Annotated in this window: 14 protein-coding genes; 8 read left to right on the top strand and 6 right to left on the bottom strand. The window is 72.1% G+C overall.

All coding sequences use genetic code 11. The features are described from left to right. Positions 1-735: 735 nt before the first annotated feature. The 5 genes from IE272_RS26620 to IE272_RS26600 all read left to right on the top strand — a co-directional run bounded on the left by IE272_RS26620 (position 736) and on the right by IE272_RS26600 (position 6678). Complete coding sequence (locus tag IE272_RS26620; protein ID WP_050361649.1) at positions 736-2088, top strand: ABC transporter substrate-binding protein; 1353 nt, start codon at positions 736-738, stop codon at positions 2086-2088. A 7-nt stretch (positions 2089-2095) separates the two neighbouring features. After that, positions 2096-3064 (top strand): carbohydrate ABC transporter permease, encoded by a 969-nt coding sequence (locus IE272_RS26615; protein WP_073960545.1) that lies wholly within the window; start codon positions 2096-2098, stop codon positions 3062-3064. 17 nt (positions 3065-3081) lie between these two features. Continuing rightward, entirely contained in the window at positions 3082-4035 is a 954-nt protein-coding gene (locus IE272_RS26610) for a carbohydrate ABC transporter permease (protein WP_179890690.1), read from the top strand. Positions 4036-4197: 162 nt separating this feature from the next. Further along, complete coding sequence (locus IE272_RS26605; protein WP_190008336.1) at positions 4198-5799, top strand: glycoside hydrolase family 13 protein; 1602 nt, start codon at positions 4198-4200, stop codon at positions 5797-5799. Positions 5800-6012: 213 nt separating this feature from the next. Continuing rightward, positions 6013-6678, top strand: a complete 666-nt coding sequence (locus IE272_RS26600; protein WP_190008334.1) for a lysophospholipid acyltransferase family protein — start codon at positions 6013-6015, stop codon at positions 6676-6678. A gap of 28 nt (positions 6679-6706) precedes the next feature. On the opposite strand, the gene IE272_RS26595 is transcribed toward IE272_RS26600, so the two are convergent. After that, on the bottom strand, positions 6707-7291 hold the full coding sequence (locus IE272_RS26595; RefSeq protein WP_190008332.1) for a DinB family protein: 585 nt from the start codon (positions 7289-7291) through the stop codon (positions 6707-6709). 260 nt (positions 7292-7551) lie between these two features. On the opposite strand from IE272_RS26595, the gene IE272_RS26590 reads away from it, so the two are divergent. Further along, a complete protein-coding gene (locus IE272_RS26590; protein WP_050361654.1) occupies positions 7552-8349 on the top strand; it encodes a VOC family protein in 798 nt (265 codons plus the stop codon). 25 nt (positions 8350-8374) lie between these two features. On the opposite strand, the gene IE272_RS26585 is transcribed toward IE272_RS26590, so the two are convergent. From IE272_RS26585 to IE272_RS26565, 5 genes are all read right to left on the bottom strand, one after another. Continuing rightward, entirely contained in the window at positions 8375-9235 is an 861-nt protein-coding gene (locus IE272_RS26585; RefSeq protein ID WP_050361655.1) for an endo alpha-1,4 polygalactosaminidase, read from the bottom strand. 54 nt (positions 9236-9289) lie between these two features. Continuing rightward, positions 9290-10627, bottom strand: coding sequence for a sensor histidine kinase (locus IE272_RS26580; RefSeq protein WP_050361656.1), 1338 nt, complete (start codon positions 10625-10627; stop codon positions 9290-9292). Next, positions 10627-11301 (bottom strand): response regulator transcription factor, encoded by a 675-nt coding sequence (locus IE272_RS26575; protein ID WP_050361657.1) that lies wholly within the window; start codon positions 11299-11301, stop codon positions 10627-10629. Before IE272_RS26575 ends, IE272_RS26580 begins: the two co-directional genes overlap by 1 nt. 82 nt (positions 11302-11383) lie before the next feature. After that, entirely contained in the window at positions 11384-12454 is a 1071-nt protein-coding gene (locus IE272_RS26570) for a methyltransferase (protein WP_190008330.1), read from the bottom strand. A gap of 106 nt (positions 12455-12560) precedes the next feature. After that, positions 12561-13481, bottom strand: a complete 921-nt coding sequence (locus IE272_RS26565; RefSeq protein WP_050361659.1) for a LysR family transcriptional regulator ArgP — start codon at positions 13479-13481, stop codon at positions 12561-12563. A 67-nt stretch (positions 13482-13548) separates the two neighbouring features. Between IE272_RS26565 and IE272_RS26560 the strand changes: the two genes are divergently transcribed. Then, positions 13549-14160 (top strand): LysE/ArgO family amino acid transporter, encoded by a 612-nt coding sequence (locus IE272_RS26560; RefSeq protein WP_190008328.1) that lies wholly within the window; start codon positions 13549-13551, stop codon positions 14158-14160. Between the two features lie 484 nt (positions 14161-14644). Beyond that, a complete protein-coding gene (gene afsA / locus IE272_RS26555) occupies positions 14645-15589 on the top strand; it encodes a 2-oxo-3-(phosphooxy)propyl 3-oxoalkanoate synthase (protein WP_190008326.1) in 945 nt (314 codons plus the stop codon). Position 15590: the final 1 nt, after the last annotated feature.

Raw genomic sequence — 15590 nt, 5'->3', positions numbered from 1 at the left:
CGGTCGCAGCCGCCTCCGGGCGGACATGTCCATCACGGGACGATAAACGTCCTGCAACTATTGCCATATTCTTGCGTTCGTGACGCGATGGTTTGCTGAAGAACCGTCGTCAGTGGAACAGGTGAGGCCGCGGTAGGCCGGGCGTCCGACATCACGCCCGATGCCACCGCGGCTCCCCGGTCGCCCGCCGCGACCGCCCGGCGGCCGCGCTTCGGTGAGCGGTCCACGCAGCCGCGTGGAGAGCGCTCCCAGCCGGCCGCCGAGGGGCGGTGGGCCGCAAAGGCGGCGCCGTGGGCGTCACCGGCCGGGCCCCCGCCCGCCCGGGCGTTTTCCCGCAGGTTTCCCGTGGTGACCCCACCCTCCTGTCGCCGCTGCCCGCGCTTGCGGGCAGCGTGCACCTCACGGAACGCCGCCCGGCGACGCATGCCGCGGCACCCCATCCTCACGGCCCCTGCCGCCACGGCCGCTTCCGCGTGCGCGGCGGCCCGGCCGTGTCCCGGTCCGCCGCGGCGCCCGCGGCACCCATGGCTCCCGGGTGAGCTCTCGTACGGTGTCCGACCCCCTGGTTCTCCACGGTTTCGTCAGCCGTCGGGGCCCGTACCGGGCAAGGTCTGTCAAAGATTTACGAAATCAACGTGACATCTTGCGGACATTCGTCGACGGTGGTTGAGTGTGGCTCGCCGCACAGCTCGGGGCTGTGGGCTTCCCGCACTCCTGCCCTAGAGGGGTCCACCGATGAGAAGTTCTGTTCTTCGCCGTACCTGCGTCACCGCCGTCGCCACCGCCCTGACCATCACCGGCCTGGCCGCCTGCGACGCCGAGGGCGACAGCGCCGCCGACGGCAAGACGCACATCACGGTCAACTGCTGGCCCCAGCCGAGTGCGAAGATCGACCACCAGCGGTTCGACGAGGACGTCAGGACGTTCGAGAAGCAGAACCCCGACATCGACGTCACCGCGCACGACGCCTTCCCGTGCCAGGACCCCAAGACCTTCGACGCGAAGCTGGCCGGCGGCCAGATGGAAGACGTCTTCTACACGTACTTCACCGACACCGAGCGCGTCGTCTCCATCAACCAGGCCGCGGACATCACCGAGTACGTCAAGGACCTCAAGGCGTACAAGGACATAGCCCAGCCCCTGCGCGACGCGTACACCGTCGACGGCAAGATCTACGGCATCCCGCGCACGAACTACTCCATGGGCCTGCTGTACAGCAAGCCGCTCTTCACCAAGGCCGGACTCGACCCGAACAAGCCGCCGGCCACCTGGGAAGAGGTCCGGGCCGCGGCCAAGAAGATCGCCGCCCTCGGCGACGGCACCGTCGGCTTCGCCGAGTACAGCGCGCAGAACCAGGGCGGCTGGCACTTCACCGCCTCGATCTACTCCCAGGGCGGCGCGGTCGTCAGCGAGGACGGCAAGAAGGCCACGGTCGACACCCCCGAGGGCAAGGCCGTCCTGCAGAACCTCAAGGACATGCGCTGGCGCGACGACTCCATGGGCGCCAAGCAGCTCCTCATCATCAACGACACCCTCCAGATGATGGGCTCCGGCAAGCTCGGCATGTACCTCGCCGCCCCCGACAACGTCCCGCGCATCGTCAAGGAGGCCGGCGGCAAGTACGAGGACCTCGCCTTCGCCCCGATGCCCGGCGGCAAGGGCACCCTCATGGGCGGCGACGGCTACATGTTCAACAAGAAGGCCACCCCGGAGCAGATCAGGGCCGGCCTCGCGTGGCTGGAGTGGACCTTCCTCACCCCGGGCCAGGGCTACATGAACAACTACGCCCGCGCCGCCGAGGACAAGTCCCCGGTCGGCCTGCCCGAGCCGCGCCTGTTCACCGGCGCCACCGACGCCAAGGACCAGGAGCTGAAGAAGGCGTCCGCCAACGTCCCGGTCGCCAACTACCAGGCCTTCATCGACGGCGGCCAGCAGCTCGACATGAAGCTGGAGCCCAAGCACGGCCAGCAGATCTACGCGGTCCTCGACGGCGCCGTCTCGGCGGTCCTGACGAAGAAGGACGCCGACATTGACGCCCTGCTGAAGGACGCCCAGTCCAAGATCGACGGAATCCTGGCCCGGGGCTGAGAGAGCCATGAAGACCACGTCCCAGCCCGCAGCGCAAGCGGTACCTCGGTCCGCCGGCACGCCGCCTCCCCCGGGGGACGCGCGTCCGGCGGGCCGCGGGCCGCTGGGCCCGCTGCGCAGGAAGATCGCCGACCAGGCCACCGCCTACGGGTTCCTGATCGGCGGCCTGCTCTGCTTCATCCTGTTCTCCTGGTACCCGGCCGTCCGGTCGGTGATCATCGCGTTCCAGAAGTACACCCCCGGCTCCGACCCCGAATGGGTCGGCACCGCGAACTTCACCCGGGTCTTCCAGGACCCGGAGTTCGCCGCCGCCTGGCGCAACACGCTCACCTTCACCGTGCTCGCCCTGGTCATCGGCTTCGCCATCCCGTTCCTCATGGCCCTCGTCCTCAACGAACTGCGGCACGCCAAAGCCTTCTTCCGGGTCGTCGTCTACCTCCCCGTGATGATCCCGCCGGTGGTCAGCGCCCTGCTGTGGAAGTGGTTCTACGATCCGGGCGCGGGCCTGGCCAACGAGGTGCTCGGCTTCCTCCACCTGCCGACGTCGAACTGGACCAACGGCGCCGACACCGCGCTCGTCTCGCTCGTCATCGTCGCCACCTGGGCCAACATGGGCGGCACCGTCCTCATCTACCTCGCCGCCCTCCAGGGCATCCCCGGCGAGCTGTACGAGGCCGCCGAGCTGGACGGCGCGTCCGTGTGGCAGCGCGTCCGGCACGTCACGATCCCGCAGACCCGCTTCATCATCCTGATGCTGATGCTCCTCCAGGTCATCGCGACGATGCAGGTGTTCACCGAACCCTTCGTCATCACCGGCGGCGGACCGGAGAACTCCACCGTCACCGTGCTCTACCTGATCTACAAGTACGCCTTCCTCTACAACGACTTCGGCGGCGCCTCCGCCCTCAGCGTGATGCTCCTGCTGGTGCTCAGCGCCTTCTCCGCCCTGTATCTGCGACTCACCCGCACCGACTGAGAGGAGCGTCGCCCGCCATGACCCGGACAGCTCCGCCCCCGGCACAGAAACCGCCCGCCGTCCGCGCCGGGAAGTCCGGCGACGCCCCGGCCGAGCGGTCGACACGGACCGTCGTCTCGCCGCTGGCGCTCGCCGGAAGACGCGGCAAGGCCGCCTACTGGTCGGTGTTCGCCCTCGTCGTCCTGCTCTTCGCGTTCGCGTTCCTCTTCCCCGTCTACTGGATGGTCACGGGCGCGATGAAGCCGCCCGAGGAAGTGGTGCGCACCCCGCCCACCCTGGTCCCCGAGCAGTGGCGGACGAGCGGCTACACCGACGCCTGGGACCTGATGCGGCTGCCGACCCACCTGTGGAACACGGTCGTCCAGGCGACCGGCGCCTGGATACTGCAGATCGTCTTCTGCACGGCCGCCGCCTACGCCCTGTCCAAACTCCGGCCGGCCTTCGGCAACATCATCCTCGGCGGCATCCTCGCCACCCTCATGGTCCCGGTGCAGGCCCTCGTCGTACCGAAGTACCTCACCATCGCGGACATGCCGCTGATCCACGTCAACCTGCTGAACGACCCGCTGGCCATCTGGCTGCCGGCCGTCGCGAACGCCTTCAACCTCTATCTGCTCAAACGGTTCTTCGACCAGATCCCGCGCGATGTCCTGGAAGCCGCCGAGATCGACGGGGCGGGCAGGCTCCGCACCCTGTGGTCCATCGTCCTGCCCCTGTCACGGCCCGTCCTCGGCGTCGTGTCGATCTTCGCGCTGGTCGCCGTGTGGCAGGACTTCCTCTGGCCGCTGATGGTGTTCTCCGACACCGAGAAGCAGCCGATCAGCGTGGCACTGGTGCAGCTCTCGCAGAACGTTCCGCTGACGGTGCTGATCGGGGCCATGGTCATCGCGAGCATCCCCATGGTCCTGATGTTCCTGGTCTTCCAGCGGCACATCATCGCCGGAATCAGCGCCGGCAGCACAAAAGGCTGACCCCGCAGGGCGGCACCATCCGTGCCACCCGTCCCGGACCCGCCGCCGCCCCCGGCCTTCCCGCCCCGCTCCGGGGCGGCGGCGTCAGAACCTCCCGCCCCCTGTTGCGCGGACCGGCCCACCCCGCCGGCGACCGCGCCCCGCCCGAAAGGAACCCGCCTTATGGAAGGCAGCCAGCTTGCCGCCGACGACTGGTGGCGCTCGGCCGTCATTTACCAGGTCTACGTGCGCAGCTTCGCCGACGGCGACGGCGACGGCACCGGCGATCTGACGGGCGTGCGGTCCCGGCTGCCCTACCTGGCCGAACTCGGCGTCGACGCCCTGTGGTTCACCCCCTGGTATCTGTCGCCTATGGCGGACGGCGGGTACGACGTGGCCGACTACCGGGCCATCGACCCCTCCTTCGGCGACCTCGCGGAAGCCGAGAAGCTCATCGCCGAGGCCCGCGAGGCGGGCATCCGGACCATCATCGACATCGTTCCCAACCACGTCTCCGACCAGCACGTCTGGTTCAGGGCCGCCCTCGCGGCCGGCCCCGGCAGCGCCGAGCGCGAACTCTTCCACTTCCGGCCCGGCCGCGGCGAACACGGCGAACTGCCCCCCAACGACTGGGAGAGCGAGTTCGGCGGGGTGCCCTGGACCCGCGTCGAGGACGGCGAGTGGTACCTCCACCTCTTCGCCACCGAGCAGCCCGACCTCAACTGGGCCCACCCGGCCGTACGCCAGGAGCACGAGGACGTCCTGCGCTTCTGGTTCGAACGCGGCGTCGCCGGGGTGCGCATCGACTCCGCCGCCCTCGTCGCCAAGGACCCGGCGCTCCCGGACCTCGACGGGCACCAGGGGCCCCACCCGTACATCGACCGGGACGAACTGCACGACATCTACCGGGGCTGGCGGGCCATCGCCGACGCGTTCGACGGCATCTTCGTCGGCGAGGTGTGGCTGCCCGACTCGGAGCGCTTCGCCCGCTACCTCCGCCCCGACGAACTGCACACCGCCTTCAACTTCACCTTCCTCAGCTGCCCCTGGGACGGTGCCCTGCTGCGCCGCGCCATCGACGAGACCCTCGCCGAACACGCCCCCGTCGGCGCCCCCGCCACCTGGGTCCTCTGCAACCACGACGTCACCCGCACCGTCACCCGCTACGGCCGCGAGGACACCGGCTTCGCCTTCACGGCCAAGGCGTTCGGCATCCCCAGCGACCTGGAGCTGGGCACCCGGCGCGCCCGCGCCGCCGCCCTGCTCTCGCTCGCCCTGCCCGGCTCCGTCTACCTCTACCAGGGCGAGGAACTGGGCCTGCCCGAGGCCGACGTACCGCTGGACCGCATCCAGGACCCCATGTACTTCCGCTCCCAGGGCCGGGCCCCCGGCCGCGACGGCTGCCGCACCCCGCTGCCCTGGGCGGCCGGCGAACCGTTCGCCGGGTTCGGCTCCACCGAGGAACCCTGGCTCCCCCTCCCGGCCGACTGGCCGGCCCGCGCGGCCGACCTCCAGGCACAGGACCCCCACTCCATGCTGGCCCTCTACCGCGAGGCCCTGCGACAGCGCCGCACCCTGACCGCACTGCACACCGGACCGCTGCGCTGGCTGAGCGAAGAACCCGGCCTCCTGATGTTCGCCCGCGGCGGGAGCCTGGTCTGCGCCGTCAACCTCACCGGGAGCCCCGCACGACTCCCCGCCCACACCGAGGTCCTGCTCACCAGCGGCCCCCTGGACGCCGAAGGCAGGCTGCCCCGGGACACGGCGGTGTGGCTGGCCCTCTGAACCGGCACGGCGCACCGACCGGGGGAGTCCCGGCAGCCCCGGGAGCGGCCCCGGAACAGGGGCGATCGACCAGGGGGCCCTGAGTACCCGCACTCAGGCCCCGCACCTCGCCCGCCACGACGATGAGGGCGTGGCGGGCGAAGCCGGGAGAGGCGGAACCCGCACGCACCGCCGTCACCAGGACGGCCTCGCCCGCCGAACCCCGGGAGAACCGTGCTCAGCCGCATCGCCGCCACCGTCGTCCCCTCGCTCGGACGCCTCACGGTCACGTCCGACCACGCCACGGCCCCGGCCGCCGGCAGCATCATCGTCGCCAACCACACCTCACTGGCCGACCCGGGCATCGTCCTCGCCGCACTGCTGCGCCTCGGCGTCGAACCCGTCGTCATGGCCACCGCGGGCCTGTGGCGCATACCGGTCCTCGGCCGCCTCCTGGAGCGCGGCGGCCACGTGCCCGTGCACCGGAACACCGACCGGGCCGCGGGCGCCCTCGACGCGGCGGCCCTCGCGCTGAGGGACGGCCGTCACCTGCTCATCTACGGCGAAGGACGGCTGCCCTGCCGCGCCGACGCGGCGGAGGCTCCGCCGGAAAGCTTCCGCAGCGGCCTCGCCCGCCTCGCGCACGCGTCCGGCGCGCCCGTCGTGCCGCTCGGCCAGGCGGGAGCCCGCCGGGTGACCTCGGGCTCGTGCGCCAAGCAGATCACCGGGCTCCTCACCGCTCCGGCCCGTCGCCCCCGGCTCCACGTCCACGTCGGCGCCCCGCTGCACCTCCCGCCGGAGGTCGGGGCGGCGACCGCCACGGCCCGCGAAGCCGTCACCGCCGCCTGGCGCACCGCAGCGCACCACCTCGGCGAACCCGCGGCGCTCACCGGACGCTGAAGGGGCCACGCGATCGGAGGGGGAGCGGCTACCCGGCCTCCCGCGCCACCTGCTCCAGGCGCTGGCGGTACTCCTCCCACCAGACGTGGTCGCCCGGCGGCATGTTGCCGGCGGCGGACCGCAGCCCGACCGTCCCGTCGATGAGCTCCCGGACGATATCGGCGTGCCCGGCATGCCGCTGGAGGTCGGAGATCACATGCACCAGGATCTGGTGCAGCGTCACGCGGCTCCGCTCATCGGGCCACCACCGGACGTGCCCGACCGCGTCGAGCGGCAGCTCGGCGATCGTGGCGTCCGCGTGCTCCGCCACCCGGCGGTAGAGGGCGAGGACGTCCTCGCGCGACTCGTCCGCGGACGCCCACATGTCCTGGTTCTCCTCGGCGTCGTCCCCGTAGGCGGGCGGCGTCTCGCCGAACGGCCGCCGGAACGTCTCGCCGAAGTAGCCCAGCTCCACCCCTGCGGCGTGCTTGACCAGACCGAGGAGATTCGTCCCGGTCGGCGTCAGAGGGCGACGGACGTCGTACTCGGAGAGCCCTTCGAGCTTCCACAGCAGGGCGTCACGGGCGGACTGCAGATAGTGCTGGAGGTCAGCCTTCGGCTGCGAGGCGGTCATGCGGGCAGTCTGCCACCGGTCACTGACCTGCCGGGGGCACGTCCGGGGACAGCCCGGGGCGTGCGCTGCGCACCGTTCCGGGACGCGGCCCGGGTGGCGGCGGCGACCCCGGCGGCGTAGGTATGGAGGCGTGCCGCTCCGGAGGACCTGCGAGGCCACGGAGCGCACCGGCCTGCGACGGCCGGTGACCAGCAGACCCACCCGCCGGACCGGCGCCCGCGTCCGGCGGCCCACCACCGGGGACGAGGAGACGGATCCCGATGACCGTGGCGGAGCAGAGCACCCCGGTGCCCGGGATTCCGTGCTGGGTCAGCCTGATGACCCGGGACCTTCAGGGCACCCAGGACTTCTACGGGACCGTCCTCGGCTGGACCTTCCGCTCAGGCACCCTCGGCGAGGGCTTCACCGTCGCCCTCGTCGACGGCCTGCCGGTCGCCGGGATCGGGCAGATCGCCCCCGGTCTGCCCACGGCCGTCTCCTGGACCCCGTACTTCGCCGTCGAGAACGTCGACGCCACAACGGCCCGGGTCCGCGAACGGGGCGGCACCATCGCCGTCGGCCCGATCCGGCTGGGCCCCGGGCGCGGAGCCGTGGCCGCCGACCGCGAAGGGGCCGGATTCGGCTTCTGGGAAGGCCGCACCCCGCCCTGGTCGTTCGGCCGCGACCACCCGCCCGCCTCCCTCGAACTGCGGACGAGCCACGCCTTCGACTCCGCGATCTTCTATGCCGAGGTGTTCGACTGGGCCTCCGAGGAGCCCGGCGGCTGCGAGGTCGGCTACGCGTACCAGCAGGACACGGTTGTCGTACGGCAGGGCGGCCGCACCGTGGCCACCCTGCGCGGGGGCGGGGACGCGTCGTCCCCCGACCCCCGGCTGCGCCCGCGCTGGCACGTCCGTTTCCGGGTCGAGGACCTGGAAGCGGCCACCGGGGCGGCCCGCGCGGCGGGTGGCACGGTCGGCCCGCCGGTGGACTCGCCCGCCGACGGGACCGAAGCGGTGATCAGGGACCCCGACGGTGGCATCTTCACCGTCTGCGCCCACCCGCCGGACACCCCCTGAGCCCGGCCCGCCCCGAGAAGACCCTTCAGCAGGCGCGGAACACGTACCCCGGCTGTCCGGCCGGCCGGACGTCGAGGTCGCGGCGCACCACCGAGACCTTCGCCCCCACGGACGAACACGCCTTCGTGAAATCGCGATCGGTGTACTCGACGACGAACACCCTGTCGTCGTACGCGGAGGCGTAGTCGGCGCACTCGTCGTACCGGCCGCACTCCTCGGCGACGGCGAAGTCGAACCCGATCCTCCCGCGCTGCTCCAGCAGATCGGTGGTGTTCTTCTGGCCGATCGCCAGCCCGGCGCTGTGCGCCCGGTCGGCCAGGAGCTTCGCGAACGCCGCGTTGTGCTCCGGGGTCAGCAGGCCGTCGGAGCGCTCGAAGGAGTCCAGGTTGTCCGGCTCCACCGCCTGGAAGCCGGCCTTCGCGCAGCCGTCGATCCAGCCCCCGACGATGTCCGCCAGCCGGGTCCGCCGGTCCGCGGTCGAGGTGTCGAGCAGCGCCTCGCCCCAGGCCTCGTCGTCGACGAGGTCTCCGTCCTCGTCGCGCAGCAGCAGATCGGGGTTGTTCTTCTCCCACCAGCCCAGCGCGTCGGGCTGGGTCTGGAAGGCGTTGACGTAACAGACGTTGTACAGGCCATCGGCCGGCTCGTCGCCACGGTCGCGGGAGACCGCCCCGACCCCGGCGGGCGGGGTGTACGCGCCGCCGATCTGGTAGTCGAAGGTCACGTTCGCCGAGGGCGGCACGACCTCGGGCGCGGCCTCCGCCGCGGAGCCCGAGGCGAAGGCGTGGGACAGGAGCAGTCCCGCTCCCGCCGCGACCACGACCCCGCCGGCCAGACCGGCGCGTGTGCTTCCTCGGCGGAGGAACGGACGGACGGCGTGCTGGGACATACGTGACTCCCGTGCGTGGGCTTCGGAACCTGCCCCCACATCATGGACGGCCGATCATGAGCGAATCGTGAGCGTCCGCCCGGCGCCGCGCCGACGCTCGCGCCGTGACCGGGCGGGCGCGAGCCGCAGGACGAACTCCGCGCCGCCGCCGGGGCGGGCCCGGACGGTGAGCGACCCCCGGTGGGCCTCCGCGATCCGCCGTACCAGCGAGAGGCCGATGCCCGTTCCCCCGCCCGGCGAGCCGAACCGCTCCATCAGCTCCGGCAGCCGGGCCGGATCCACCCCCGGGCCCCGGTCGGCGACCCACACCTCCGGTCCGCGCACGGTCACCAGCAGCTCGGCCCTGTCCGGCGCGCAGGGACCCCGACCGTGCCGTACGGCGTTGTCCAGCAGGTTGCGCACGGCGACCCGCACGAGCGCGGCGTCCGCCTCGACCACCGACTCCTCCCACCGCGACTCCAGGCCGTGCCCGCCCTCCGGCAGCTCCGCGCACACCTCCTCGACGAGCTGGTCCAGCCGCAGCGGCTCCGCCCGTACGACGTCCACGGCGGCCTCCAACCGCCCCCGCGTCAGCAGGTTCTCCACGACGTCGGCCATCCGGTCCGCCGCCCGCCGGATCCGGGGCAGATGAGCCTCCAGCCCGCCCGGGGCTCCGGCGGCCACCTCCACCGATCCGCGCATCACCGCGACCGGGGTCCGCAACTCGTGCGCCGCGTCGGCCAGCAGTCGCTCCTGCTGCTCCAGCGCCTCCCAGGCCGGCCGCATGCTCCGCGCGGAGAGGACGTGCCCGGTCAGCGCGGCCAGCGCCGTCAGCGCACCGGCCCCGACGACGAGGGAGAGGACCAGACTGCGATGTTCGGCCGCCCCGCGCTCCGGATCGCCGACCGCGACGGCCGCGCCCGCCACCTCGTCGGTGGCGTCGTGGTAGAAGGGCACGGCCAGCACGTGAACGGCCTCTCCCGCGCGGTCGCGCGCCTCGGCCCGCACCGGCCCTTCGTCGTCCATCGCCGAGAGAGCCGCCGCCCGGAGCGCCCCCGCCGGTACTGCGAACTGCGCGGTGCGGCCCCGGAACACGATGACCGGATCACCGCCGGGCCGGGCCTCCAGCACCAGGACCTGCGGAGTCCCCGAGGTCGCCTCGTCGTCGTCGAGCCCGTCCAGACGGATCCGGCCGTCCTCGTAATAGACGAGCGAGGCCGCGACGGACGCCCGGCGGCGCATCTCGTCGTACTCGGCGTCCAGCCGCGCCCGGTCGTCGGTACGGATCACCAGCCAGGACAGACAGGCCAGCCCGACGACGGTGATCAGGGTGTACGCGGCGGTCAGCCGCAGCCGCAGCCGGTGCAGCCGTCTCCTGGCCGGGGAGCGGCGGGGCCGCAGGGGCTTCGCCATCAGGACGGCCCCGGCTCCGCCGACAGCAGGAACCCCTGCCCCCGCACGGTGTGCACCAGGCCGGGGGAGCCGAGCTTGCGCCGCAGGCCCGCGACGACGGCGTCCACCACGTTGGAGACCGGGTCGGCCATCTCGTCCCAGCAGTGCTCCAGCAGCCCGGTGCGGGTGACGACGGCGTCCCGGTGGACGAGGAGCTGCTGGAGTACGGCGTACTCCTTCGGGCTCAGCGACAGCAGCACACCACCGCGCCGCACCTCGTGCCGCGCCACGTCCATGACCACGTCCGCACAGCTCAGGAAGGAAGGCAGCCGGGCCGGCGCCCGCCGGCTCAGGCCCCGGACGCGCAGGACGAGCTCGCGCATCGAGAACGGCTTGGCCAGGTAGTCGTCCGCCCCGCTCTCCAGCCCCCGCAGCCGTTCGTGCAGGGAGTCCAGAGCGGTGAGGCACAGCACGGGCACCGACCAGCCGGCCCGACGCCTGCCCTCCAGCGGCGCGAGGGTGTCGCCGGAGGGCACCATCCGGTCCAGCACCACACAGTCGTACGCGGTGACGTGCAGCAGCACGTCCGCCTCCGGCCAGTCCGACGCGCAGTCCACGGCGAAGCCGCCGTCCCGCAGCCCGGACGCGATCACGTCCCGCAGGTCGTCGTCGTCCTCCACCAGCAGCACACGCATGGGGAGGATGCCTCCGAGTCTTCTTCCGGGGGGATGGACCCGTCATTCTAAGGCGAGCCGGGCACCCGCCCCCGGGGGCCCGTCAGACCGGGGAGGCCTCGACGATCCGGAAGATGTTGGGCGCGGGCAGTGGTGTCACGCTCCGGAGGGCGAAGCCGCCCGCCGTGCACAGGGCCGCGAAGTCGTCCGCGGTCCGCTCCCGGCCGCCGACGTTGACGAGCATGTTGAGGTCGCTGAGGTAGACGTTGTCCTGCCGGTCCGGCGGGACGGTGGCGGGCAGCACCGGTTCGACGATCAGCAGGGAGCCGTGGTCGGGGATGACGTCGCGGATGTGCCGCAGGATGGCCGCACACCTCTCGTCGTCCCAGTCGTGGATGATGCTCTTGAGGAGATAGAGGTCGCCGCCGGCCGGGGCCGAGGCGAAGAAGTCGCCGGTCTCCAGGGCGACGCGCTCGGTCAGACCTTCCTGGGCCAGCCGTCGAGGAGCCTGCGCGAGCCCCTCGGCCGTGTCGAACAGGATGCCCCGCAGTTTCGGGTGCTCGCGAAGGACCGAGGCCAGCAGCGTGCCGTCGCCGCCGCCGACGTCCACGAGCGTGTGGAAGCGCCCGAAGTCGTAGTGGTGCGGGACGGTCGCGGCGGTCAGCCGTGTGCCCTGGCTCATCGCCTCGTTGAACGAGGCGGACAGCTCGGGGTGTTCCTTCAGGTGGCCGAAGAAGTCGGTCCCGAACACCGTGTCGAACGTGGTCTCTCCCGTACGGACGCTCTCGTCGAGCAGGTCCCAGCCCCGCAGCATGACCGGGTCGGTGAACATCCGGGCCATGGCGACCATCGTGCCGGGTGTGTCGGCGCGCAGGGCGTCGCCGGCCGCGGTGGTCCGGAAGGCGCCCGGTTCCGTCTCGGACAGCAGCTGGAGTCCGGCCAGGGCGCGCAGCAGACGCAGCGTCGCCTGCGGGTGGGTGCCGAGGGAACCGGCGAGCGCCTCGGCGCTCAGCTCGTCCGGCCCGATCCGGTCGAAGACGCCCAACCGCACCGCCGTGCCCAGCGCCTGGGTGGCCATCTGGCCGAGCACGAGCCGGGCCACCGCCCCCCGTGCCTCCCCATCCACCGGCTGTTTCCGGCCGTTGCCCGCATCCTGGTCGTGACGGTCCGTCATCACCTGCCCCTTTCCATTCAGTTAGGTAAACCTAACCTTGGAGGGGTGGGGTGGCAATCACCCATGGGCGTGGCGAGCGGGGTTCCGGTGGCGGGCGGTGTGCCGCTCAGCCGGGCCAGTCGCCGTCGAGCGCTTCGGCGGCCTCCGCCGCCACCGCCTCGGAGACGGCCGCCAGGGCCGGTGATTCCAGCTTCCACTGCTGCCAGTACAGCGGCACGTCCACGGTGTGGTCCGGGGTGAGCCGCACCAGCCGGCCGCTGCTCAGCAACGGCTCCGCCTGGACCTCGGGCACCATGCCCCAGCCCATGCCCGTCGCCACGGCGTTCGCGAACCCCTCCGACGTGGGAACCAGGTGGCGCCGCGCGCTCGCCCGGGGTCCGGGGCCGAGCCGGCGCACGAAGGCGTCCTGAAGGTCGTCGCGCCGGTCGAAGCCGATCACCGGGGCGTCGGCGATCAGCTCGCGCAACGCGGTGTCCTCCCGCGGTCCCAGCCACCGGTCGGCGAAACCGGGACTGGCCACCGGCAGATACCGCATCCGGCCCAGCCGGCGCACCGAGCAGCCCGTCACCGCCTCCGGCGAGGAGGTCACCGCGGCCATCGCCAGTCCCTCCCGCAGCAAGGCGGCCGTATGGTCCTGGTCCTCCCGGCGCAGCTCGTAACAGAGCCCCAGCTCCTCCGGCACGCGCCGCAGGGCGGGCAGGAACCAGGTCGCCAGGGAATCGGAGTTCACCGCGATCGGCAGGATGGTCGGCTCGCCGGGACCGGACATTCCGAGCGCCGTCTGCGCGTCGTGCTCCAGCCTGGCCAGCTGGCGGGCGAAGCGCACCACCACCTCACCGGACTCGGTGGGCCGCACCGGCTTCGTACGCATCAGCAGCACCCGGCCCGTGCGCTGCTCCAGTGCCTTGACCCGCTGGCTGACCGCCGACGGCGTCAGCCGCAGAGCGTTCGCCGCCGAGTCGAACGTGCCTTCGTCGACCACGGCCAGCAGGGTCCGCACCTGGTCGAGAGGGAGCTCGGACATCATGACCGTTAATGATACGTAAGAATCTTTAGCTGGACACCATGATCTCCCGCTCCGTAGCGTCGACCGCATGACGAACGCCCTGACCGCCGCGGCCGCCGGTTTCGGCACCGGCCTCTCGCTCATCGTCGCCATCGGAGCCCAGAACGCCCTGGTGCTGCGCCAGGGCGTCCGCCGTGACGGCGTGCTCGCGGTGGTCGGGATCTGCGCCCTGTCCGACGCGGTGCTCATCGCGCTGGGGGTCGCCGGGGTCGGCGCTCTCGTCGTCGCCTGGCCGTCGGCGCTGACGGTGGTGGGGCTGCTCGGCGGCGTGTTCCTGATCGGCTACGGCCTGCTCGCCGCGCGCCGGGTCCTGCGCCCGTCGGCCCTGCACGCGGGGGACGCCCCGGCCGCCTCACGCCGGGGCGTGGTGCTGACCTGCCTGGCGATGACCTGGCTCAACCCGCACGTGTACCTCGACACCGTGTTCCTGCTCGGGTCCGTCGCCGCCGACCGGGGGCCGTTGCGCTGGACCTTCGGCCTCGGCGCCGTTCTCGCCAGCGTGTGCTGGTTCGCCGCGCTCGGGTACGGCGCCCGGTTGCTGAGCGGAGTCCTCGCGCGGCCTTCCGCGTGGCGGGTGCTGGACGGCCTGGTCGCCGTGATGATGATCGGCCTCGGCGCGAAACTGGCGCTGACCGCCTGACCGCCTGACCGCCTGACCGCCTGACCGCCTGACCGCCTGCGCCCAGGGGCCTCCCTGGGCGCTCCACGCGTCCAGGGTCGAGGGTGCTCGCCCGGCGTACCATGCCATGATCGCCATCTTCCGACAGGATCGTGCCATGGGAAGCGTGCAACGGGCCGTCGTTCTCGCCCTGGACGGGTCGCATCCGTTCGAGCCCGGTCTCCCGGGCCGGGCGCCCGTGGCCGCACGGGAAACGGCGGCGGATATCGCCTTTCGCACAGTTGGCGCTTTTGGGAATTCCGGTGATTCTCGCGGATTGGCGGACGCATTTACCGGATGCCCGCGCCGCTGTCCTCCGGATTCCCGGGCGGGGCCCGCGAATCGGACGGGTCGGTGTGGGGGGTCTCACCCTGGCCGGAGAAGAAAACCTATTAGTCTGTACCTAATCTTGCCGGTATGTGCATCGCAGGAACGGCTCGCCACTACATGACCCCTGGGGGGAGTTATGCCCGAAGCAGCAGTCTTGATCGATCCGGTGCCGACCATGGACGCGGAGGCCGAGGTGGTGCATCCCGTGGAGATCGACATGGTGCACCGGACCAGGCCGGAGGACGCCTTTCCGCGGAACTGGGTACGCCTGGGTCACGACCGGTTCTCGGTGGGGGCGGTTCTCCCGCACGACCATCCGTTCTTCGCCCCGGTGGGTGACGACCGGCACGACCCGCTGCTGGTCGCGGAGGCGATGCGGCAGGCGGCCATGCTCGCCTTCCACGCCGGTTACGGGATCCCGCTCGGCTACCAGTTCCTGATGTCGGGACTGGACTACGTCTGCCATCAGGAGCACCTGACCGTGGGGGGCGCCCCCACCGAGATCGACGTGGAGGTGTTCTGCTCCGACCTGAAGTGGCGGGGTGGGCTCCCGGCCCAGGGGCGGGTCGGCTGGGCGGTGCACCGGGACGGCCGGCTCGCCGCGACGGGGATGGGGGAGACCCGGTTCAGCACCCCCAAGGCGTACCGGCGGATGCGCGGCGAGGCCCCGGCCGAGGGGATATCCATACCGGAGACCGCACCGGTTTCGCCCGTCCTGGCGGGCCGTGCCCGCGCCGAGGACGTGGTGCTCTCGGAGACCGGGCGGGACGGAGTCTGGGAGCTGCGTGTGGACACCCGGCACCCCACCCTGTTCCAGCGCCCCAACGACCACGTCCCGGGCATGTTGCTGCTGGAGGCGGCCCGTCAGGCGGCGTGGCTGGCGGTGGGGCCCGCCGGAATCGTGCCGGCGGAGGCGCGCACCCGGTTCCACCGGTACTCCGAGTTCGGCAGTCCGTGCTGGATAGGGGCGGTGGTCCTGCCGGAGACGGCCGAGGATACGGTGACGGTCCAGGTGACAGGCCATCAGGACGGTGAAGCGGTGTTCTCCACCATCCTGTCCGGCCCCCGGGCCGACGGCTGAG

The sequence above is a fragment of the Streptomyces anulatus genome, assembly GCF_014650675.1.
In the GTDB taxonomy this organism is placed as follows: domain Bacteria; phylum Actinomycetota; class Actinomycetes; order Streptomycetales; family Streptomycetaceae; genus Streptomyces; species Streptomyces anulatus.
Note: the sequence above shows the minus strand (reverse complement) of the source record. Positions and strands in the feature narration are given on the sequence as shown.